This is a genomic window from Methylobacterium sp. 092160098-2 (genome assembly GCF_028920805.1).
Classification (GTDB): Bacteria; Pseudomonadota; Alphaproteobacteria; order Rhizobiales; family Beijerinckiaceae; genus Methylobacterium; species Methylobacterium fujisawaense.
The window spans coordinates 410,126-431,386 of sequence record NZ_JAQPZJ010000002.1; the positions used below are offsets into that span (position 1 = coordinate 410,126).

Genomic DNA, 21,261 nt, shown 5'->3' on the forward strand with positions numbered 1-21,261 from the left:
ACAACGAGAGCCGGGGCCCATGCATCTGCGGAAGAAGACCATACCTTCGTCGGTTTCGACCTTCAGGTCGGTCGACGCCTCCGCCCGTGCATCCGTGGCGAGTCCGGCCCCGAAGGAACCGGTCGCGACACGGCAGGGCCTGTCGGCGGCCGATCTGATCGCGATGGCGCGTTCCGCGAGGCGTCAGGCGACCCAGGCCTGAGCGGCCGACCAGCTACCCGTCGGATCGTGCGCTGGTCCAACCCCGGCGGAGGTTGGGCGGAGGCCCGGGGTCCCGCTCGGGATGCGAACCGATGGCGCCTCCCTCCATCACGAGCGTGCGCATCCATCTGCCGGGCCGGAACGCGACGGCAGTCCGTTCCTCGACATCGATCAAGTGGCCCGAGCGCGGATTGAACGCCGTCCGGGGCGCGCGCCGGCGCGTCGAGAAGGATCCGAAGTCGCGGATCTCCACGCGGTCGCCCTCCGCAAGGGCCTCGGCGATCCTGCCGAGCAGGGCGTCGACGGCGGCTTCGACGGCCGCGCGCGTCATCCCGGGATGGCGGCTTGCGACGCGGAGCACGAGTTCGGACCGGATCATGCCTTTCATTCCCGTGGCGGCCGCGGCTTGTAAAGGACGAACCGTGTCGTCCTTCGTTCAGAGGACCAGATCGACGTGCACCTCGCCTGGATCGAAGGGCCGCAGGAAGGCCGCACCGAAGCCCCCATCGAAATGGCGCACCACCTGGACGGGCGTCGCTCCGAGGACCACGACCGACCCGATCACCGGGCGCCGGACTATCCGCACGGCGACCCCGGACGCCGAGATGTCGACGATCTCGCCCGGCACGGTCCCGCCCTCCTGGAACGAGATGCCGACCGCGCGCTCGGTCGGCACGATCCGACGGTGCTGCCGGACCGGTTCGTCGGTTCCGAGCTGTGTACGGGCTGCGCCGAGCAGTTGCCGCGCGACCGCCCCGGGAGAGCGTCCCCCGACCTTCAGCACGAAGTCGGCGTCCGAGGTCCGGATCACGGTCCCTTCGAAGGGTTCGACGTGGCGGATCCGGCATTCCATGGTTTCGCCACGCCGCGGGATGCGTGCGGCGCGCAGACGCACGCCGTGGACCGACAGGTCCGCCGTCACGGCGTAGAAGCCCTCCTGGCCGACGACCCTGCAATAGGCTGGTATGGCGACCGGCTGCACCTTCGGATCGGCCCGTCCGTTCGATGGGTTCATGCTCACCTCGTTCCAGATGGCAACGATGCAGCTCCAATCGTTCCTTCCTGATTGCCTGGATCGTTCGAATTGAGGGAATGTCGCCCTGTGATCGCGTCGTTCCTTCGAAACGCCCCCGGACGACGGCCACATCGCGGCCACGTTCCCGTCCGAGACGACGGATCGGACGAAGTGCCCCGGGGGACCATGCCGCTCACCGAACTCGTGCTCGCAGCCGCGGCCGCCATCGCCTACGTGATCGGGGCCATGTTCTGGATCGTCCACTGCCAGGGCGCCAAGGCGGCAGGCCTGCATGGACCGTCGCCGCTGCGCAGATGGGCCCACGAGCCTGCCGCCATCCTCCTGGCGGGACTGCCGGTCGGCGGCGCGCTCTGGTTCGTCGTCGTCTGGCGCATCCTGCCGAACTGGATGTGAGCGCCTACTCGATCTGGTCGGCGTCGAAGGGCACCGCCAGGATCATGTTGGACGGCATCTTCGCGGCATCCTTCGGCATCGCGTCGTCCTGGCCGCCGGAACACATGATCCGCGCCACGCTCCGGCCGTCCTTCCTGACCAGCACGCCCGTCCTCTGGGGGCGGGAGTTCTCGTCGCTGAAGGCCGTGTAGTCGTAGCCGTCGCGCGAGAACCTGACGTAGGACACCTCCCCCTTGGGGTAGAGTTCGTAGGCCCCGTAGAAGCTGCCGAAACCGCCGACCTTGGTGCTGCGGTGGACGAGCTCGAGCTTGTCCGGCGTCCCGGCCCTGTACTCGATCCACTGGTGCGGGAGCTCGTGGGTCTGCCCCGAGGTGCAGATCGAGAACTGCTTGCCCTTCGCGCTGCAGGTGAAGATGGCCCCTTCCCCGAAACTGCATAGGCTGCCGGAAGCGTTCGCCTTGGCCGCCTTGTCGCGCTTCGCCTGCTCGCCCTCGGCGATCTGCTGCTTCATCACCTCCGAACCCGTCTTGAGCGGTCTCGGAGGCTTCTCGCCGGGGTCCGGCTGGGTCCGTACCTCGTCGATCCGCCAGCCGGCGTCGGTCAGCACCATGTCGAAGCGGGTCGTGTGAGGCTTGGGATTCTGCTCGATCATGTTGCGGTACGTCATGGTCCCGACCGCCCGGCCCGGCCCCTGGTCCTGCGCATCGATCTTCAGATCGCGGATGAGCCAGTCCTGGGATCCGATCCAGGAGGGCTCCGCGGTCTCCTCCTCCAGGATCTCCGCCGCACGCCTGGTCTTGACGACGAGTGCCGCCATCCTGGGCGTGAACAGGGCCTCCAGATCGTCGTCCTCCAGCCAGAACGAGCCCTTGTCGTCCCTGTAGTGGGAGTAGACCCATCTGAGCGGCGCGGCCGGATCGCCGAACCTGCCGACGCGCACGGCCTTGGCGACCTTCGCGATCTCCTCCCCCCGGGTCGTGCCCGAGACCTCGCAGAGATCGCCGTCCTTGCAGACGGAGAGGATCCTGTCGGCCGGCTGTCCGCTCGACAGGAACATGAGCTTTCCGATTGAGGAGTCGTTCATCCCGTAGCGGATCACTCCGATCGTCGAGAACGGCGCGGGCCCCTGGTCGGGTTTGGCGTGGGCGGCCGGAAGGGTCGCGAGGCCGGCGACCACGACGACGTACGGAGCGATGGCGATGCGCGGCATGGCGCCTGGACCTCTTCGACGGAGCTTCACAGGGTTGTGCCCCGTATCCGGTCTCGTGGCATCCCTTCGCGCGGGATTTCGTCGGGTTCGGTTATCAATCGTCGAAGGTTTCGACGACCTAGTAGTCGCCCCTCTCCAGTTGATCGAGGACCCGCAGGATCTGGCCGGCGATCGCCTCCGGCGTCGCGTCCTGGTCGCTGCCGGGAAAGATGCCGATGTCGCGGACGGCGAGTCCGCCGTCGCCCTGGAGCCGTGCCTTCGCCTCTTCGATCTGGGACCGCATCGCTTCGCCTCCTATTCGGCCGCTTCCAGCTGCCGCCCGTCTTCGTCCGGCAGCACGTCCTGCGCGGACGGATCGCCCGCGGCGGTCTCCCATCCGAGCGCGGGGATGGCGACGATCCTGAGGTTCCGGAAGCCCGCCCTGGTCACGATGTGCCCCTTGCGCTCCAGGAACGAGATCAGGCCCCGCGCCCGGCCGGCGGAGCGCGTGCCAGAGATCCGCGCGATGGTCGCGTCCGGCGGGCAGGGAAGCCTGTTCATGGCCGCCTTGGCCAGCAGCAGGAACAGCGTCCGGTCCTCGACCGCGACATCCTCCGCGGCCTCGAGAGCCTGCTGCCAGCGCTCGTCGGTGGCGTCCATCCCGGCGGCGCCGGCCTTCACGGGCGCCAGGAGCCGCTTGAACTCGTCCCGGTTCGCCGTCCCGGGGATCCGCCTGAACCGGCAGACGTAGGCGAACTCGTTGAACAGCTTGAGCTCGTCGGCGAAGGCGTTCTCCGGATTGGAGGCGATCTCCTGGACGATCTCGCGCAGAGCCTTCTCGCGCTCCTCGGCGGGCATGGCGGGTGCCGCGGGCTCGTCCGCGTCGTCGGCCGCGCGGCGCTCCGCGATCCTTCCGAGCATGTCGTTCACGGTGGGCGGCGGCGGGACGGCGGCCCGCCTCTCCGCGACCGGCCTGGGCGCCGCCACCGGGACGGGCGCCAGGATGGCCGAGCGCTCCTCGACCGACACCTCGACCGGCGGCGGGGTGAGTGCGGGCGTGGTCCCCAGGGCGCGCGTCTCGACCGAGCCTACGTTGACCTGCGTCGGACGCCGGTATAGTGCTGGACCCAGCGCCATGAAGTTTCCGCGACCGAGATCCCGGAACATCTCGGTGGCCTTGCGCTCCAGCCCAAGCAGATCGCCGGCCCTGGCCATATCGATATCCAGGAAGGTTGGCCCCATGAGGTAGATCGCGATCACGCAGAGCGGAACCGAGCCGAAAAATGGGTTTTGGCAATGGTTTTGGCAATTGGATGCCCCGTTCGTGCGTACGCGGGCCGGCAACCTCGGCCCGCGTCCGATCGACGTCCGGCCGCGCGATCCGAAGGAGTGGCGCGGCCGGGCGGACGGGCGACGGCACTTAAGCCCCATGCGGCCCGATCGGACGGGGCGCCCAACCTGAGCGTGCGCCGCCTCCCCGTATCTCATCCGCGACGGAACCATCGAAGCCTCATGAAGCGCCGGCCATTCTATGCGGCAGCAATCGCCACTTCGCGTCGGACGTCGTGCCCGGAGCCTCGTTCGCGCAATTCGCGATTCGGCGGCGGGTGCCGGGCGCGGCGCCGTCCGGCTTCCGATCGGCAACGGTCTCGGCCGAGCCGACCACGCTGGGCTGCCCACGCGTTCGCAGGCGACGTGGGCCCGCACGGAGAAGGGAATCGGGATCCCCAGGCGTCCGACCCGAGATGCAAACAGCCGGCTTCCGGAAGCCGCCGGCAAGGCCGGCAGGAGAACCGGCCAGGAGCGACCTGCAGCCACGATCGTCGCGCCGCCTAGCGGAGTTCAGTTGGCCCTTTCTCCCAGCCTGTAGAACCTCGACCTCGTGCGCGCGTAACCCAAGTCCGGTTCGAGCGTGAACAGTTCGCTGGTTCTGCAGAGTTCTCCGTCCGGTATGACAGGATGACCGAGCACGATGCCGACGAGGTGTGGCGCGGGAGCCAAGCGAAGCCTCCATTCCATCAGGAGTGGCGCATCCCTCAAATCGTCGGCACCGGGATGGTGGCCGCCGGCGATGCGTTCGAGATCCTCCGCCAACCGACGATGGCGGGCAGCGATGCGGGCGAGTTCGGGAAAAGGGCCAGGACCCTTGTGCAGGACCGACATGATCGATGTCCTTCGTTCCGACACCGTGGTCGGATGGGGGGCGACAGAGCGCATCGAGGTCGGCAGGATCGCGCCTCCGAACGCGGCGATGCGACATCGGCCATCGTCGGCCGTCGTCGGGACGGATCGTGCGGCAACTGGGCCCCGATCCTCCCGCGCGCGCCCGAAACTCGCACGGGCGCGATTCCTTTGATCGCGGCTCGAACGACGTCACCGAGCGGTCCCGTCCGAAGCCAGCGCCGGATCCCGGCGTGCGACTGCCGATCGCCTTCGGCGACACGGACTTCCGGGCGGCTTCGAAACCGACCGCCTCGCCGGAGATCGCCTTTCATCGTTGAGTCCCGACCTTCCAGGTCGACAGCCCGGGAGCCGGAACGGAATCCGGATCGTCCCCGGACCGAGATACCGGAGCTTCGCCGACCGACCGAGCCGCCGCCGAACCTGCGACTTCGTCGTAACGGGCGCCGAAGACGTGATGCCGATTGAGCAGGCGCAGTACGAAGTGCGGCGACCTCTGCCGCAGATAGAACTCCTCTCTCGAGCGTCGGGCCCGTCCGCCGCGCGCAGTCAGGTAGGCGACGAGATCCTCGGTCGCCTGGGCCCGCATGAGTGCCGCGGCGAAGGTGAGCCGCGCCGACCGGATCTGCGCACCCTTTCCGAGCGACCTGTCCCGAGCGCAGCGCGCGATCGCAGTCCTGAGATCGGCCGCGCCAAGTGGTTGCTTCGCCGACAACATGAACAGGCCGTTCCCGCCGGTCGCATATTTCCGGCGGTCGCGCATGTACGCTTCCAGAACGTTCCGGACGGGCTTGAGCAGCGGAACCGTTCTGGCGGCGTCCCGGCCGTGGATCGAGCGGCGCGCACCGACCACGATCGTCGCGATGCCGGCTTCTGTCCCGAGATCGTGAGGGTGGACGGCGCATAGCTCGTCCGGTCCTGCCCCTGTTCCTATGGAGACGGCCAGAGCAGCCGCAAGACAGCGTTGCGCTGAGGGAGGAACGTCCGGTCGTGCATGGACGACAGGATCGATCAGCGCCAGAGCGGTCGCCCTGTCGAACGGCAGAGCCGCGAACGACGGGATCATGGCGTACGTCGCCGGTTCGGTCGCTTGGACATGCGCCAATCGCGCGTCCATCTGTCACCACGACCATTGGATCTGCCGGGGTCGCTCGGCACCCGTAATGTGACGGGAGCTGCGGATGCATTGCTCCGGCGGTCCGGCGACACCTGCCGCTTTCGATGAGCGAATGCGTCCACGACCAACTCGTGGGAGTCGAGCGTATGCGAACCGTAGACGTTCTCGAGAGTTTCCACCGTCATCGAGAGGTAGTCCGCCGCAACCCAGATCGGCACCCCCTCGTTTTTCATCCAGTGCGCGCAAGTGTGCCGGAGAGTATGAGGGGTGATGCGCTCGGGGTCCAGTCCGGCGTCTTTGACGATCTGCTTGAAGGTTATTTGAATGTACGCATTGTAACCTGTACCATTTTGCTGATGGACGATGTTCAGAAGATCGCGCTTGTCGTCGTTCTCCTGCCAACGACGTATATGTGCCTGAAGCGATGTTGGGATTCTGCAAGGATTGCGGCTTTTCGAGGTATCGGCCTCGCGATCACCTCTGCGAAACAATGTCCTCAGATCGCCTGAAACGTATCCGGCCGAGTCGTTTTTCTTCCAGCGCAATCGGAGCACCGAGTCGTGCCGTGTTCCGGTCCAAGCTGCCAGCAATATGAAACGGGCGATCCCGGCACGTCGGCGCCGTGTGTAGGGATCCTTGATGACGAGACGGCCGCGAGCGTCGCGAATCCAGTCGTCCGCCTCGGGATCCCAACGACGCCCACGGCACGCTAGGAGGAGGCGGGCGACCTCGTCGTAGGTCAACCACTCGTCCCTAGGCTGAGCTTTCGGCGGAAGCTCGGCCTGTCTGATCGCGGTTAGGTTCTTCTCGCGCGCATAGCGCTGGATCGCCGAGTTCAAAACCTCGAGCTCTCTGCGAGCCGACTGTGTTCCGGTTACGCGGATCTTGGAAGAATCGGACTCCTTCGTCTGATTCTTCCAGCGCACACCCGTTCTGATGTTGCGGTATTCAACACTGGATTGCGCCGTGACATCGGACAGGTACTTTCCGCTCCAGTATTTTCGAAGTTCGGAAATGCAGAACAGGAGGTTCGTGCGATTGCGGATCTCTGCATCCGTCGCGCCCGCCTTTTCAGGGTTGGACGCCTCCATGTGGTCGAGGATGTCGTCGAGGGGAATCTCATCCGCATTGGATGGCGCCGCCGCTGTTGATTTCCATTGAGATCTGACCCGGCAGGCGGGGATTTTTCCATCGAGAAGTGACCCATGTTTTCACCACGTCTCACGCGGCACACGCGGGGGACAGCGGAGTGATCGACATGGAGTTATTGAGCGTCATCCGGCGCTGGCATCATCGGGATCGGTGCTCGATCCGGGAGATATCCCGCCGCACCGGCCTCTCACGGAACACTGTGCGCAAATACCTGCGAGCGGACAGCGTCGAGCCCCGGTTTCATGTCCCGGACCGGCCGAGCAAGCTCGATCCTTATGCCGATAAGCTCGCGGCGATGCTGCGGGTCGAGGGCGGCAAGTCGCGCAAGCACAAGCGCACCGTCAAGCAGCTGCACGCCGATCTGGTGACGCTGGGCTATGAGGGGTCGTACAATCGGGTGGCGGCCTTTGCCCGGGACTGGAAGGCAGCCCGGTTGCGTGAGCAGCAGACCAGCGGCCGCGGCACCTTCGTGCCCCTGGCCTTTGTGCCCGGAGAGGCGTTCCAGTTCGACTGGTCGGAGGATTGGGCGATCATCGCCGGCGAGCGCACCAAGCTGCAGGTCGCTCATGTGAAGCTGTCCTACAGCCGCGCCTTCACGCTGCGAGCCTACCTGCTGCAGACCCACGAGATGCTGTTCGACGCCCACAACCACGCCTTCCGGGTGCTGGGCGGCGTGCCGCGGCGGGGCATCTACGACAACATGAAGACGGCCGTCGACAAGGTCGGCCGGGGCAAGGAGCGCCAGGTCAACATCCGCTTCTCGGCCATGGTCAGCCACTTCCTGTTCGAGGCGGAGTTCTGCAATCCGGCTTCCGGTTGGGAGAAGGGGCAGATCGAGAAGAACGTACAGGATGCCCGTCATCGGCTGTGGCAACCCATGCCGAACGTCCCCTCGCTGGAGGCCTTGAACGCGTGGCTGGAGACCCGGTGCGGGGAGCTATGGACACAGATCGAGCACGGCGCGCAACCCGGCTCGATCGCCGATGTGTGGGCTGAGGAGATCCGCCACCTGATGCCGATGCCGCGGCCGTTCGACGGCTTCGTCGAGCACGCCAAGCGTGTTTCCCCGACCTGCCTCGTCCATCTCGAGCGCAATCGCTACAGCGTGCCGGCCTCCTTCGCCAACCGCCCGGTGAGCCTGCGGGTCTATCCCGACCGGATCGTCGTCGTCGCCGAGGGACAGGTGATCTGCGAGCATCAAAGGGTGTTCGCACGCTCCCATGATCGTCACAGCCGGACCGTCTATGACTGGCGCCATTATCTGGCCGTGGTTCAGCGCAAGCCCGGCGCCCTGCGCAACGGCGCGCCCTTCGCCGAGATGCCGCCGGCGTTCCGATCGTTGCAGCAGCACCTGCTCAAGCGGCCGGGCGGTGACCGCGAGATGGTGGAGATCCTGTCCCTGGTCCTCCAGCATGACGAGCAGGTCGTGCTCACGGCCGTCGAACTCGCCTTGCAGGCCAGCGTGCCGACCAAGACCCACATCCTCAACCTGCTGCACCGACTGATCGACGGCACGCCGCTGAGCACGCCAACGATCCCGGCTCCTGCCGCCCTCACGCTGACTACCGAGCCTCAGGCCAATGTAGAACGCTATGACGCCCTGCGCCGGGCCAGGGAGGCGCGCCATGCGTCATGATCCGGCCAGCGGAGCCCTCGTCATCATGTTGCGCAGCCTCAAGATGCACGGCATGGCGCAAGCCGTAGCCGAACTCACCGAACAGGGATCTCCGGCCTTCGAGGCCGCCATGCCGATCCTCTCACAGCTCCTGAAGGCCGAGACTGCCGAGCGGGAGGTGCGCTCAACCGCCTACCAGCTCAAGGCCGCGCGCTTCCCGGCGTATCGCGACCTCGCCGGCTTCGACTTCGCCAGCAGCGAGGTCAACGAGGCGCTCGTGCGCCAGCTCCATCGCTGCGAGTTCCTCGACGACGCGCACAACGTCGTCCTGATCGGCGGGCCGGGTACCGGCAAGACCCACATCGCCACGGCTCTCGGCGTCCACGCCGTCGAGCATCATCACAGGCGGGTCCGCTTCTTCTCCACCATCGAGCTCGTCAACGCCCTCGAACAGGAAAAGGCACAGGGAAAGGCTGGTCAGATCGCCAGCCGCCTCGTCCATGCCGACCTCGTCATCCTCGATGAGCTAGGCTACCTGCCGTTCAGCGCCTCGGGCGGCGCCTTGCTGTTCCACCTGCTGAGCAAGCTCTATGAGCGCACCAGCGTGATCATCACCACCAATCTCAGCTTCTCCGAATGGGCGACCGTCTTCGGCGATGCCAAGATGACCACGGCCCTGCTCGACCGGCTCACCCACCACTGCCATATCCTCGAGACCGGCAACGACAGCTTCCGCTTCAAGAGCAGCTCGGCAAAGCCACCTAAACCGACCAGGGAGAAGCCGCGAAACTTGACCGCCACCTGACCCAACACCACCATCAGCCCGGGTCAGTTCTCAGTGGAAATCCAGGGTCACTTCTCGACGGAAATCAACACGCGGTGGTCTTGTCGCGGAACTCATCGGCGGCTTTGACGACGATGTAGGCCGGGCTGGTGATCAGGTCCTGGGCCTTGAGCAGGCGGTAGACGGTGGCCTCCGAGACGAAGTAGCGCCGCTCGTCAGTGAAGCGCACCGCCAACTCGCGGGGGCTGAGCTCCGGCGCCTCCAGCGCGAGGGCGACGATCTGATCGCGAACCTCGGCGGGCAACCGGTTCCAGACCCGGCTGGGTCGGGACGGGCGATCCGCCAATGCCTCGGGGCCGCCGCGCTGAAAAGCGTCGTACCAGCGGTAGAACGTCGCCCGGGTGATGCCGAGCTTCTCCAGGGTGGCGCACACCGGCAGATGGGATTGCTCGACCAGCCGGATGATCTCCAGCTTCTCAGAGGCCGGGTACCTCATGCCTCGTCGCCCCCAGCCCCGGTCATACTTTTTTTGAGCAGGCGGTTCTCCAGGACGAGATCGGCCACGACCTCCTTCAGCGCCCCGGCCTCCCGGCGCAGTTCCTTGACCTCATCGGCGGTCGCGGCTCGGGCTGTGTCGCCAGCCAGCCGCTTCTTGCCAGCTTCCAGAAACTCCTTGGACCAGCCGTAGTACATTGAGGACGCGATGCCCTCGCGCCGGCACAGCTCGGCGATGCTGTCCTCACCGCGCAGGCCCTCCAGCACGATGCGGATCTTCTCCTCGGACGAGAACTGCCGACGTGTGGCCCGGCGGATGTCCTTGATCACGGCTTCTGCCGGCTTCCGCGCCGGCCCGGATGTCTGTTTCATCTTCGCTCCTGGGGGCTACGATGAACCAGCCATCCTCTGTTCGTGAAGAGCCTCAATCTGTCTCAGGGGTGCTGACGGCGGACAGTCGACGTCTTGGTAAAGACCGCGACCTTGGCCCCAATCCGATTCGCTTAATCGTTCATACAAAGGAACGAGAAACGCAACAGCTTATTGCTTGCGTCTGCAGCTATAGCGCACTCGGCAGACCATCGTCATCTTGGTCGGCTGCCACATAAGTGTGTCGAAGTCAACGGTTTCACAAAAATAAATATGTCGAGTCGACCATAAGGAACGGATTTTCGAGCTGGTCGAACATTATTCCTTTGTACCGAAGGATCAAAACATCAAATTTCGTGTTTCATTCCTTCAGATGTGGTTTCGTCAGTGGGCTGAGTGCACCCGTGAGCATTCCTTCGACATCTGTTAGGATGTCGCGTGAGTGTCGAGTGCGCGGGTACAGGGGACCGATTTTTCGGCCGATAAAATTGTTCGGTTTCGGGGGTGATTCGCCTCGTACAGAGGACGCTTGAACCGGCACTTCGGGTGCAGTTTTCTGGCGCGACGCGAATCACTCGGGCGCCGAACTTCAGCCTGGGCTTTCCCTTAACGGCCGTCGTCCAGCACGGGCGCCTGGTCCGCTTTAACTTTGGCGAGAAGACCGCCGATATGCTCGAAGCTATTTTGCGGCCGCCGGTTGCCATCGCGATCTGAAAGGCTGTTCAGACGGATTATTGTGTCAGGGCATAGCATCAATCCCAAGTCCAAAATCGAAAGCCCAAGGCATACAAGCGCCAGGATAGTATCGATCGGATCGGCTGAGGAATTCTGGATACAATTCGTTAGTTGGGATATGGGCAATCCACTGGGGTGTGCAGCCAGCCGCTCGAGAACGCGCAGCCTGTTACTGGGCGAAATTGGTGTTCGCCTGGTTGACCAGATGGCTCTAGCGTTAGACAGTGACGGTTCGGATAAAACGACGGACCGTTTCACAAATAGATGACTGTCTAAGAATTGAAGCTGGTTGAAATCTTCATCGCGCATGGCAGTCAATTGAAAAATCTCTCCGCCGCAATCTATGAAGAGATTTAAGCCGCCGTTAGGCCATTTGGTGCTGCAAGGACTTATTCCCGTCACGTATGGATTAAGAGTTAGTTGTATCAAGAGATCGTGGTGCCACCGCGCAGGATATAAGATCGGCGCTGATGTTTTGAAGGATCGAAATCCCGGCATCTGACCGGTATTTTTTGTCGTTTTAATGTATGGTCGGTCTGACAAATATGCTGATGACATGTCATTGACCCTCGAATGCAGCATCGGGTGTGCGACAAGATCGCTGGAAGCGCAATCCGGTACTCTGCAGTCGTCAGCCGTTTGGAATATCCCTCTATCAAACCGCGCAATCCAAACCGCGCTCGGGGAAGTCGTTTCCATTCGTCTCAACGAGGCTTGCCGCATGATAGAGGCAATATTTGCAGGCGCAATATGATATCTTTTCGGTGGTATTGCGGGTATCTCGAGCAAAACTTGGACCGAACAGATTTTTATTGTGAATCTTTTAATGAAGATGTGCATTCATATAATATTTAGCCAGCTAATAGGATTCCTTTTAATGCGTTCTTCCTTTAGCTGTTTTCTTTGATCCAAATTGTGATTGCCTGCTCGAATTCAGTTCCGCGGCCTAATTTTTCCGACTCCTTGCTTAGTCGATTAATGACCTTCACGACCTTGTCCGTAAATAATGCTGAAGAGATGTAGCCATCAGAGGCAGCTGCGTCAGGGCCAAATGGGAGTTCCAAGCTGGTCAACATGTCCAGAAGGTAGCTGACCTCCGAGGGGGGGCCACGATGCGCCCAGTAGTGAACCGTACGGAGCGCCACGCCCAACTCAGCCGCGAAACCGGTCTGGGTCCGGCGCAGCAGACGTAGGCGAGCCTTAAACTCTTCCCCTGTCATTCGATCTCGCGCGAGGAGGCAAGCCGCAGCAGATGCATCAGCCGTGCGGCACCGGCGCCGTTGCCGCGAGCCCACCGAGGCATGAGTGTTCCTTCCACTATATCGCGCTGGCAGTTGATTTCGAACTCCCTCCAAGCCAGACGGCCTCCAAACTGCCGCTGGTGCCCGGTGTGCGATCGGTCCTACCAGCGATGCCGCGAACACGTTTTGCGCGATGCCCAAATGGAAGCGTAAGTGCAGCAGATGCCAGACAGCTTGACCCGCCTATTTCGGCGCGTGTCACAACTCTTCTTGGTGTGTAGGGAAAATTATCCGTTTCAGACAGATTGCCAAAGTCGCTGCTCAGCTGGGAATATTGGTCTTGCTCTGCCCGAAATCTCGGGTCCAATCTATGGCGCGCTTGGTGAAATCCGGCGCCACTACTTGAGGTGCGCGACAAACCGCTCACACTGACCGGGCCATTCCGTAACGCGGAGGGATGCGCTCGTGGCAGGTCACCTGCCCGCAGCATGCGACTACGTGCTTCTGAGTTCGGCACGCACCCACCACGCGTTGCCACCGTATTGGTCTCCGACGCCATTCTTTCAGGTCCCCGAAGAGCCTGACGTTTGTACGAATGGGACGTAACGACACCATATTTGTCGCTCCTTAAGCGATGCCTCCCTTGTGGATATGTGCCGGTCGGCGCTGTTTTTGTTCATTTTTTGTTCTATAAACGTTCGTCGCCTGGTTTGAGGCGATCTCCTGATGCCGACGCCCGCCGAGCGCTCCGATCCCATCGAGCCAGCCGCGTCGCTGCAACCAATCCAGCCATCACGCTGACGGCCGGCGCCGCTGCCCGGCCGCGGGAGATTTCGTCATGTTGCCGACCTTAACGAAGCTGAACGACCAGCATCCAGACGCTAAGCCGTCTGATGCGCTTGCCCGTGCGTTCCTTCGAACCCTGGCACAGGAAGAGCGCAAGAACACTAAGTTCAAACGCGAATTCAGCTCGGATCCCGATTGTGACGACAGTAGCGACGATCCGGTCGAACTCATCCTCGCCCAGACCGAGGGCGAGAAAAAGGCCGAGCACGTGCCCATCCCGGCAGACCTCGCCGCGGTGGCCGTGCTGGTCGCTCGTGCCATCGAGGCCGAGGACGGCCTCGTTCGTCGTCTGCGGCGCGAAGCCCCGGTCGTTGTCATCACCACGCACATGCCGGATCTCGTCGAACCGGTGCGGGACGTCCTTGAAAAATGCGCCTTCCGACCCGGCGTCCGGGTGATGGATCTGAGCGGCAACAGAGCGGTCGCTCTGAAACCGACGCAGGCCGGCCTGCTCGTCCGCGACGGCTCGCAAAAGGAGCACAGACCCGATACTGGCAACCTCATGGTGGCCTCGGCGCTCCATGCGCGGGTTCCCATCGTTGGATGCGCACCCGATCCGATCCGCCAACTGCCGCGCGATTTCCTGCGCGCTGCCGAGCATCGCATCGCGCTCCCCGGCTTGGATCAGAGCACGCTCGACCTCATCATCGAAGCGGTCACCGGGGAAAGCCCAGCACGGCAGATTGATCCCGAGCTGGTTCGCACCCTCGACATCGCCGATTTGCCGATCGCATTCCGGGGTGCTGCCTCACCCGATGCCTGTATCGATGCAATCGCCCGGGTAATCGCAGCCAAAGCCCACTACCTTCAAACGGGTCCGACACTCGAGGAACTTGACGGGTATGGTGCAGCCAAGGATTGGGGCCTGGCAGTTGCTGCTGACCTGCAAGCCTATCGTCTCGGTCGCCTCGCCTGGGCCGAGATCGACAATCGGGGTTTGCTGCTGTCGGGCCCGCCGGGCGTCGGCAAGACCAGCTTCGCCCGCGCCCTGGCGAAGTCCGCTCGGGTTCCGCTGGTGGCGACCTCGGTCGCGGAGTGGAACGCATCGGATTACCTCTCCGGTACCCTGCAGGCGATCCGCAGAGTGTTCGCCCAAGCCCGGACCCAGGCGCCTTGCATTCTGTTCATCGACGAGCTCGACGGCATCTCCGACCGCGCACAGATCCGCGGCGAGCACGTCCAGTACTGGACCCAGGTGGTGAACCTGTTCCTCGAATTGCTCGCCGGCGTCGAAGAGCGCCCGGGCGTGGTCGTCGTCGCTGCCACGAACCACCCGCAGAACATCGATCCAGCCGTGAAGCGGGCGGGGCGCCTCGATCGCGAGATCGCGATCGAGCGGCCGAACACCACGAGCTTATTGAAGATCTTCCGGCATCATCTCGGCGCCGAGGCGCTGGCCGGAGATTCTTTGATGCCGCTCGCGCTCGCCGCGCGCGGCAAGACCGGAGCCGATGTTGAGGCGTTCGTGCGTCGAGCCAGGGGGGCGGCGCGCCGTGCCGGGCGCCAGATCGGCCTCGACGACATCCTGGCAGAGATCCGTCAGGGGCGGCTCGCGATGTCCCCAGACGCGCGACGACGCTCCGCCATCCACGAGGCGGGTCACGCGATCGTCGGCCGGTCGCTCGGCTGCGGAGCGCTCGTAGACCTGTCGCTCCACGACGGTGGTGGCCAGGCCCAGTTCGAGTACCCAGTCGACGGTGCTTCGACGCTGCCGCAGCTCGAGGCGACCCTCGCGACGATGCTCGCCGGACGCGTGGCCGAAGAGATCGAACTCGGTGGCGTCTCGATCGGCAGCGGCTTCGGCCCGGGATCGGATCTCGCCCAGTCAACGGCGCTCGCCCACGGCATCGACCTGCAGTTCGGGCTCGGCAAGCTCGGACCCTACTACGTCGACCCGGCCGAACGGCATATCTTCCTCGTAGGCGGGCTCGTCGAGACCGCTTCCGATCGGCTGCGGAGGGCTTACGCGCGGGCCCGTGCTGTCCTGGAAACGCAAACGACGGCGCTGCGGGCGATCGCCTCGGAACTTGCCGAGGTCGGCTACCTCTCCGCTCAAGACATCGACCGGATCATGCTGGATCACTCGGCGCCTGCGAGCTCGGCCGGAACGCCGGTACCGGCACTCGACATGGGGGCGGCCTGATGTTCGCGCTTCCTCCTGAGGCATTCGAGATCGGCGACCTGCAGCCGCTGGCCGAGGCCATCGAAGGCCTCTGCGCGATCCTCGACGGCGACCGTGAGGCTGTCATCGAAGGCTTGGCCGAGATCCTTAGACGACGCACTGCGTTCGAGGCTCTGAAGCGTCACACCCAATCCAGCCGCGACGCCTTGAAAGACCTGCGAGTCTAAGATCGGAGGCGTGTCGCGGCGAGGACGTTCGTTCCCCCGCCCCGCCCGACCACGCCTCCGACTGTCATCCACCACAAGCCAACCCCGAATCTCACACTCGAACCGGCCACATCGCGCGCCGGGGCGGCGGAGCATGTCCATGTCTGTCCTGAACCAAGGGCCCGGCCCCTTTCCCCATCTCGCGGAGATCGCGCGGAAGTACCGTGCCATCGCCGACGACCTCGATCGCATCGCCCGCGGCCGGCACCCGGGTCAGGATGAACTGCGCGATGCGCCGAGACTGTGGGAGTGGCGGGTGATCGCGTACCCCGTCCCCCATCTCGTCGGAATCGTCCTCGGCCATCCGCTGCTCAGGGACGGCGAGATCTGGACGAGCGAGCTCCTGACCTACGATCCCGAAAGAGGCTACGCCCGCACCCTGTCGAGGTTCTATCGGCTGGAATCGCCATCGTCCGATGGGGACTAATCCCCTCCGGGATTCCCGAGGCGCTCTCCGTCGGAGCGGATACCGGTTCGGCTTTAGCGAGCGCGTCGAATCGAGGACCAAGGGATTCTAACGCAGCGCGTGGTCGGCGTCCGCCCGCTCGATACTATCGCGAGCGGCGAGGCGAATGCCGGTAACGCTCAAACCCTCCGTCGCCGCACGGTCGAGGATCTTCCGCCGCGTCGCGATTGCCTGCGCCGGGTCGGTGTCCCAGATCACCGTCCAGTCCGGATGCGGCATCTGCAGCAGCCGCGAGTGGACGATGTCGCCCCGTCCTGAAGCACGAGTTCGGCGTTGGCGAAACGTGCGCGGCGGCTCGGCGTCAGGAGACCGCCGGCATAGTCGGCGTGGAGATGGCTTAGCCAGATCGTGTCAACCTGATCCAGCCGTGTCCGTCGCTAGTGCAGTGACGCGGACAGAGGATTCACGCGTCCGATGAGACGTGCGAGTCTGGGCCATGGCTCAGACGGTCTGTGTGCTTCTCGATGCGAGCGATGCGGCACGACTGGTTGCGATCGCCAGCGACCGCTCCCGCCCGCTCAAACATACCCAGCGTGCCCGCATCGTCCTGCTCTCGGCCGAGCGCTTTTGTGTCCAGGACGTCGCCCGGCGGGCGGGCGTCAGCCGCCCGGCCGTGTGGCGCTGGCAGCGGCGCTACGCCGAGGCTGGCGTCGAAGGTCTGCTGCGCGACAAGACGCGCCCGCCCGGCACGCCGCCCCATTCAACCGAGACGGTGGCCGAGGTACTGGCGCTGACCTGCTCGGAGCCGCCGGGCGAGGTCACCCACTGGACCGGCCGGGCCGTGGCCCGCGCGGTCGGGATCTCGTTGCGTGCCGTGCAGCGGATCTGGGAGGCTCACCGCCTCCAGCCGCATCGGCTGCGCACGTTCAAGCGCTCGCGCGACCCCGCTTTCGCCGCCAAGGTCGAAGATGTCGTCGGCCTCTACATGGCCCCACCCGCCCACGCGGTGGTGCTGTCCATCGACGAGAAGAGCCAGATCCAGGCGCTGGAGCGGACGCGCCCCGACCGTCCGCCTGCCCCCGGCCATCCTGCCGCCCAGACCCACGACTATACCCGTCACGGCACCACGACGCTCTTTGCGGCCCTCGACGTCCTGGCGGGCACCGTGCTCGGCCGCTGCATGCAGCGCCACCGGAACGGTGAGTTCATCCGGTTCCTCAACGCCGTCGAATCTGCTGTCCCGTCCGGCAAGGCGATCCACGCGATCCTCGACAACGTCGCTACCCACAAACATCCGAAGGTGCGCGCCTGGCTCGCCCGGCACCCGCGCTGGACGTTCCACTTCACCCCGACTTCGGCCTCGTGGCTCAACGCGGTCGAGGGCTTCTTCTCAGCGCTGACCCGTCGTCGGCTGCGGCGAGGCTCCTTCACCGGCGTCGTCGATCTGCAGGCGGCGATCAAACGCTACATCGCCGAGCACAACCAGCGCGCCAGACCCTTCGTCTGGACAAAGCCCGCCACCGATATCCTCGAAGCCGTCGGCCGATCCCCTGAACCATCCGTCTGAGTCAGTGCACTAGACATTCGTGCCCTTGCTGGCGCGGCGGGAGCGATGCGTTTTCGCGCCCCTGTCGGCGCGGGTCGGATCGATCGGCGACAACCGACAGGGCGGCTGGTACCCCTACCGGACCTCGAAGTCGGCGCTGATTCAGATCCTGCGAACGCTCGCGATCAAGGTCGCAAGCAGCCGACCGAAGGCGATTGTAGTCGGCATGCATCCAGGCATGGTCACGTCCGGCTTGTCGCGGCCCTTCCGGCCGGAGTCGACGGCCATCGGCCTCTGTCACCCGAGGAGAGCGCAGCGCATCTCCTGCGCGTGCTGGATGACCTGTGCTCAGCGACACCGGCGGCGTCTTCGCTTGGGACGGCTCGCCGAGCCCCCCCTGAGCGCGGTCTCGGCCCGAACAGATGGCCACGACGTCATGCGATTGTGTGGAGCCGGAATTGCTTACTACATGCGCCATCAGCCGGTATTGGCCTAACGCCCGAAACCAGACATTCGGGATTGCGCCCAACCCGGCCATTCAGTCGGCCATTACAACGTCCCGTAAGCGGCCCCTCGGCGACCAGCGCGGCTAGCGCCCGGAAATATCCCTGCCCAAGCACGCCCGGCATCAGGGTCGACAGGCAGGTCGCCACCGCGCCGTTGCGGTTTTCAAAACTGTGCGCGGTGCTGCGTAGCATGAACAGGGTCTAGCTCGGACGGAGCGCATGCGGCTCGCCTCGCGGCATTGACGGTGACGGTCAGGCTGTAGACGGTTCCGTCTCAGGCGCGGCGATAGTGAGCGACGGGCATGTGGCCGTGTGGCGGAGCGGTCATCTCGAACAAATCGAGGCGACCGTTCATCGCGTACTTGGAGCATAGGAACTGCACCGTCAGCGGCCCGATACTGATCTCCTCGGCCATGTTGTTCCTCGATCCCAAACCCGGAGATCAGGGTAAGACAATCCGACAGCCCTTCACGGACCTGGCACGCCCCCTTTCCGCCCATCCCTCTACGCAGCCCGTGCAACCAAGCGAACACGGCGCCGCCCATCGAGCGCCGTTGTGTCCGAGGATCAATCCGCCCGCGTGATCGGCCGCGCGAAACGTTGCTCCAGCACCTCGGCCTCCCATTGCCGTCCGGGCCGCTCCTCTACAAGCCGGAAGCCGTGCGACTCGTATAGGTGACGGGCGGCGTGAGGGCCCTGGAATGTCCACAGGTGGACGGCGTCGAAGGCCTGCCGCTCGCAGAAGCCTGGGTGTCGCGCTGATGGTCGGACCGGCCGCGCTGTCGGGGATCGGCGCCGGCTTGCTGGCGCAATTCGCCGTGCTTGGCGCGGCCTTACCGAAGGGGCGCGATCCTTGCGCATCGCGCCCCTTCGGTGGGCGTTAGGCCGAGAGCGCGACTTCGATTTTCGGGAAGTCGATGTCGGTCTGAGCCACGTTGTTGGTGAAGTTGGTGAGCACGTTCAGCGCGACGCCGGCGATCACCTCGACGATGCGGGCGTCGTCGAGGCCGGCCGAGCGGGCGCTCGCGAGATCGGCATCGCTGACTTGGCCGCGCGCCTCGACTACGCGACGGGCGAGAGCAGCGACCGCGTTGTCGACCGGGTCCTGCGCCTTTCCGTGGCGCGCGGCCAGGATGTCCTCGGGCGTCAGGCCCGCGCCCTTGCCCATCAAGGTGTGGGCCGAGAGGCAGTAATGACAGCCGTTTGCCTGCCCGACAGTCAGCGCGATGATTTCGCGCTGCTTGGCGGTCAGGGCACCGTGGGTCAACGCGTCGGAGAAGGCCAGGTAGCCGTTCAGCGCGGCGGGCGACCGCGCGAATATCGTGAAGAGGTTCGGCACCATGCCGATCTTGCCCTTTACAGCCGAGAGCGTCGACTGGACGGCGGGATCGGCATGGGCGGGGTCGATGGGGGTGATGCGGGGCATTGGAAGATGTCCTTCACTACGTCCGTGCGGGTTGCACCACAGCTCTATGAGCGACTACGCAGCATCGAAGGTGTCAGGATCATTGCCGATCGTCCCATTGGCGAGGTCGAGATGGACCATTTCGCGGCGCTGTTCGCTCACGCCGCCCCCACGGCGCGGACCTTCTTCACGGGCAACCTCTGCCAGACCGAGGATTTTGGCGATGCAGGCCACCTTCATTTGATGCAGGCCGGTGCGCTGCGGCTTGTGCTGGCGGGGCAGGACGATCTCGTCATCGACGAGCCGACGCTCCTCTTCCTACCCCGTGGGCGCCCGCACCGGTTCGTGGCTGATGCCGAACGCGGGGCGGATCTGGCCTGCGCCACTGTCGACCTCGGCGGCAGGTTCGGCAATCCCATCGCGCATGGCCTCCCCGAATTGATCGTCATGCCGCTGAGCCGCCACCCGGTGCTGGTGCCGACCTGCGCGCTCCTGATTGCTGAGGCGTTCGGCGAGGGAGATGGTCGCCAAGCCGCGCTCGACAGCTTGTTCGCCTACCTGCTGATCGTCGTCGTGCGCGACGTGATGACCCGGGGCCTGATCCAGGGCGGCGTGCTCGCGGGGCTGGCCGACCCCCGCCTCTCGCGCGCCTTGACCGCGATTCATGATCGGCCGCGCAAGGCGTGGACGCTGGACGACCTCGCCGAGGTCGTCGGCATGTCGCGCACGCGCTTCGCCGCGGCGTTCAAGGAGGTCGTCGGTCAGACACCGATCGAGTACCTCACGCGCTGGCGCATGATGATCGCGCGAGGCAGCCTCGCCAAGGGGCGGCCGGTCAAGCGCGTCGCCGCCGAGGCTGGCTACGATAGCGCCGCCGCGTTCAGCCGCGTGTTCGCACGGGTGACGGGCGAGAGCCCGCGTGCCTTCAGGTCGAAGGGCGAACACTCAGACGATGCGTGAACGCTGGCGCGAACATCGGAGCCTGTTGCCCCTTCGACAGCCCCGCATCTGACCGAATTAACAGGTCGCTCACGAACGCCTCGGTGAGCCTGTCGGCGCGCAAGCCCGGCCCATATGATCAGATCGGGAGCACGTCCGGGCTGAGTTGCCGCGTCATCGAGGCTGCGCTTGATCGGTTCCACACGCAGAGCAGCACGAACGCCGCCGCAGGGAGCACCCACTCAAAGGGAGGAACCGCGGGCCCGATGGGGATGAGCGAGGGACCTGCATAGGCGGGAACGGGGAGCGCGCGGATCATCGTTGACCTCCAGCGAGGCTGTAGGTGGTTCAGCAGCCGGTGCAGACGGCCGTGCGGATCAGGTGATTGAGCCTGCGGCTCTCGGCGTCGAGGGAGGGCTTGGTGCCAAGGCGTGCATCGAGGGCGGCACCGGCCGGCTTCGTGACACCCGAACGGATGATCTGCCGGAACAGCGGGCCGGCGGCGGGAGGCGGTATCACCCCGGTCTGCACGGCCGGCTCCGATGGCGCGGATATGGCGAGGCGCCCACGGGCCACGGCGTTGCCCTGCAGGCCGAGGGTGAGGAGGAGCGTAGCGGCGATAGCGGCGGTAGGCTTGGTCATGGGAGACCTCCTTGCATTCGCGATTGCTCGGAACTCGCACAGGCCTCGCTCCCGGTTACCCTCCGCGGGTGCGTC

The 21,261-nt window shown here is 64.9% G+C and carries 21 protein-coding genes and 2 pseudogenes; 9 read left to right on the forward strand and 14 right to left on the reverse strand.

Annotated elements, in window-relative coordinates:
• Positions 1-214 precede the first annotated feature (214 nt).
• Both PQI07_RS27315 and PQI07_RS27320 read right to left on the reverse strand, forming a co-directional pair.
• Positions 215-580 carry an HU family DNA-binding protein gene (locus tag PQI07_RS27315; RefSeq protein ID WP_274928176.1) on the reverse strand — a complete coding sequence of 122 codons (366 nt, stop codon included), beginning with the start codon at positions 578-580 and terminating at the stop codon, positions 215-217.
• Between the two features lie 57 nt (positions 581-637).
• Positions 638-1,216, reverse strand: coding sequence for a PilZ domain-containing protein (locus PQI07_RS27320; RefSeq protein ID WP_274928177.1), 579 nt, complete (start codon positions 1,214-1,216; stop codon positions 638-640).
• A gap of 171 nt (positions 1,217-1,387) precedes the next feature.
• Here PQI07_RS27320 and PQI07_RS27325 point away from each other — a divergent pair, with 171 nt between their 5' ends.
• The gene (locus PQI07_RS27325; protein WP_274928178.1) at positions 1,388-1,630 is read left to right on the forward strand and encodes a hypothetical protein; all 243 of its coding nucleotides are present in this window, start codon (positions 1,388-1,390) and stop codon (positions 1,628-1,630) included.
• A gap of 4 nt (positions 1,631-1,634) precedes the next feature.
• On the opposite strand, the gene PQI07_RS27330 is transcribed toward PQI07_RS27325, so the two are convergent.
• From PQI07_RS27330 to PQI07_RS27355, 6 genes are all read right to left on the reverse strand, one after another.
• Positions 1,635-2,840 carry a hypothetical protein gene (locus PQI07_RS27330; protein ID WP_274928179.1) on the reverse strand — a complete coding sequence of 402 codons (1,206 nt, stop codon included), beginning with the start codon at positions 2,838-2,840 and terminating at the stop codon, positions 1,635-1,637.
• A gap of 118 nt (positions 2,841-2,958) precedes the next feature.
• On the reverse strand, positions 2,959-3,123 hold the full coding sequence (locus tag PQI07_RS27335) for a hypothetical protein (protein WP_274928180.1): 165 nt from the start codon (positions 3,121-3,123) through the stop codon (positions 2,959-2,961).
• Positions 3,124-3,134: 11 nt separating this feature from the next.
• Positions 3,135-4,079 (reverse strand): hypothetical protein, encoded by a 945-nt coding sequence (locus PQI07_RS27340; RefSeq protein WP_274928181.1) that lies wholly within the window; start codon positions 4,077-4,079, stop codon positions 3,135-3,137.
• A 582-nt stretch (positions 4,080-4,661) separates the two neighbouring features.
• Positions 4,662-4,982, reverse strand: a complete 321-nt coding sequence (locus PQI07_RS27345) for a DUF6634 family protein (protein WP_081948535.1) — start codon at positions 4,980-4,982, stop codon at positions 4,662-4,664.
• A 328-nt stretch (positions 4,983-5,310) separates the two neighbouring features.
• Positions 5,311-6,117, reverse strand: coding sequence for a tyrosine-type recombinase/integrase (locus tag PQI07_RS27350; RefSeq protein ID WP_081948536.1), 807 nt, complete (start codon positions 6,115-6,117; stop codon positions 5,311-5,313).
• Entirely contained in the window at positions 6,063-7,208 is a 1,146-nt protein-coding gene (locus PQI07_RS27355) for a tyrosine-type recombinase/integrase (RefSeq protein ID WP_274928182.1), read from the reverse strand. The genes PQI07_RS27350 and PQI07_RS27355 overlap by 55 nt, the downstream gene beginning before the upstream one ends.
• A 167-nt stretch (positions 7,209-7,375) precedes the next feature.
• Here PQI07_RS27355 and istA point away from each other — a divergent pair, with 167 nt between their 5' ends.
• The gene (gene istA, locus PQI07_RS27360) at positions 7,376-8,905 is read left to right on the forward strand and encodes an IS21 family transposase (protein ID WP_274928183.1); all 1,530 of its coding nucleotides are present in this window, start codon (positions 7,376-7,378) and stop codon (positions 8,903-8,905) included.
• Entirely contained in the window at positions 8,895-9,689 is a 795-nt protein-coding gene (gene istB / locus PQI07_RS27365; RefSeq protein WP_274928184.1) for an IS21-like element helper ATPase IstB, read from the forward strand. Before istA ends, istB begins: the two co-directional genes overlap by 11 nt.
• A gap of 70 nt (positions 9,690-9,759) precedes the next feature.
• Here the strand turns inward: istB and PQI07_RS27370 are convergent.
• Positions 9,760-10,535, reverse strand: a pseudogene (locus PQI07_RS27370) (helix-turn-helix domain-containing protein); the annotation flags it as partial.
• 501 nt (positions 10,536-11,036) lie between these two features.
• Between PQI07_RS27370 and PQI07_RS27375 the strand changes: the two are divergent.
• Positions 11,037-11,246: a hypothetical protein gene (locus PQI07_RS27375; protein WP_043388260.1), complete on the forward strand. Its 210-nt coding sequence runs from the start codon at positions 11,037-11,039 to the stop codon at positions 11,244-11,246.
• Positions 11,247-12,157: 911 nt separating this feature from the next.
• Here the strand turns inward: PQI07_RS27375 and PQI07_RS27380 are convergent.
• Positions 12,158-12,487, reverse strand: a complete 330-nt coding sequence (locus tag PQI07_RS27380) for a helix-turn-helix domain-containing protein (RefSeq protein WP_139239616.1) — start codon at positions 12,485-12,487, stop codon at positions 12,158-12,160.
• An 859-nt stretch (positions 12,488-13,346) separates the two neighbouring features.
• On the opposite strand from PQI07_RS27380, the gene PQI07_RS27385 reads away from it, so the two are divergent.
• From PQI07_RS27385 to PQI07_RS27395, 3 genes are all read left to right on the forward strand, one after another.
• Positions 13,347-15,497 (forward strand): AAA family ATPase, encoded by a 2,151-nt coding sequence (locus PQI07_RS27385; RefSeq protein ID WP_051976328.1) that lies wholly within the window; start codon positions 13,347-13,349, stop codon positions 15,495-15,497.
• Positions 15,497-15,703 carry a hypothetical protein gene (locus PQI07_RS27390; protein WP_043388259.1) on the forward strand — a complete coding sequence of 69 codons (207 nt, stop codon included), beginning with the start codon at positions 15,497-15,499 and terminating at the stop codon, positions 15,701-15,703. The genes PQI07_RS27385 and PQI07_RS27390 overlap by 1 nt, the downstream gene beginning before the upstream one ends.
• Before the next feature lie 139 nt (positions 15,704-15,842).
• Positions 15,843-16,169, forward strand: a complete 327-nt coding sequence (locus PQI07_RS27395; protein WP_043388257.1) for a DUF6634 family protein — start codon at positions 15,843-15,845, stop codon at positions 16,167-16,169.
• An 87-nt stretch (positions 16,170-16,256) separates the two neighbouring features.
• On the opposite strand, the pseudogene PQI07_RS27400 reads toward PQI07_RS27395, so the two are convergent.
• Positions 16,257-16,576 (reverse strand): annotated as a pseudogene (locus tag PQI07_RS27400) (hypothetical protein); the annotation flags it as partial.
• A 68-nt stretch (positions 16,577-16,644) separates the two neighbouring features.
• Here PQI07_RS27400 and PQI07_RS27405 point away from each other — a divergent pair.
• A complete protein-coding gene (locus PQI07_RS27405) occupies positions 16,645-17,715 on the forward strand; it encodes an IS630 family transposase (protein WP_170867530.1) in 1,071 nt (356 codons plus the stop codon).
• A gap of 759 nt (positions 17,716-18,474) precedes the next feature.
• On the opposite strand, the gene PQI07_RS27410 is transcribed toward PQI07_RS27405, so the two are convergent.
• Entirely contained in the window at positions 18,475-18,615 is a 141-nt protein-coding gene (locus PQI07_RS27410) for a cupin domain-containing protein (protein ID WP_158713311.1), read from the reverse strand.
• A 465-nt stretch (positions 18,616-19,080) separates the two neighbouring features.
• A complete protein-coding gene (locus PQI07_RS27420; RefSeq protein WP_043387826.1) occupies positions 19,081-19,626 on the reverse strand; it encodes a carboxymuconolactone decarboxylase family protein in 546 nt (181 codons plus the stop codon).
• A gap of 6 nt (positions 19,627-19,632) precedes the next feature.
• Between PQI07_RS27420 and PQI07_RS27425 the strand changes: the two genes are divergently transcribed.
• Positions 19,633-20,565 carry a helix-turn-helix transcriptional regulator gene (locus PQI07_RS27425; RefSeq protein ID WP_230366881.1) on the forward strand — a complete coding sequence of 311 codons (933 nt, stop codon included), beginning with the start codon at positions 19,633-19,635 and terminating at the stop codon, positions 20,563-20,565.
• 327 nt (positions 20,566-20,892) lie between these two features.
• On the opposite strand, the gene PQI07_RS27430 is transcribed toward PQI07_RS27425, so the two are convergent.
• Positions 20,893-21,186 carry a hypothetical protein gene (locus PQI07_RS27430; RefSeq protein WP_043387824.1) on the reverse strand — a complete coding sequence of 98 codons (294 nt, stop codon included), beginning with the start codon at positions 21,184-21,186 and terminating at the stop codon, positions 20,893-20,895.
• Positions 21,187-21,261: the final 75 nt, after the last annotated feature.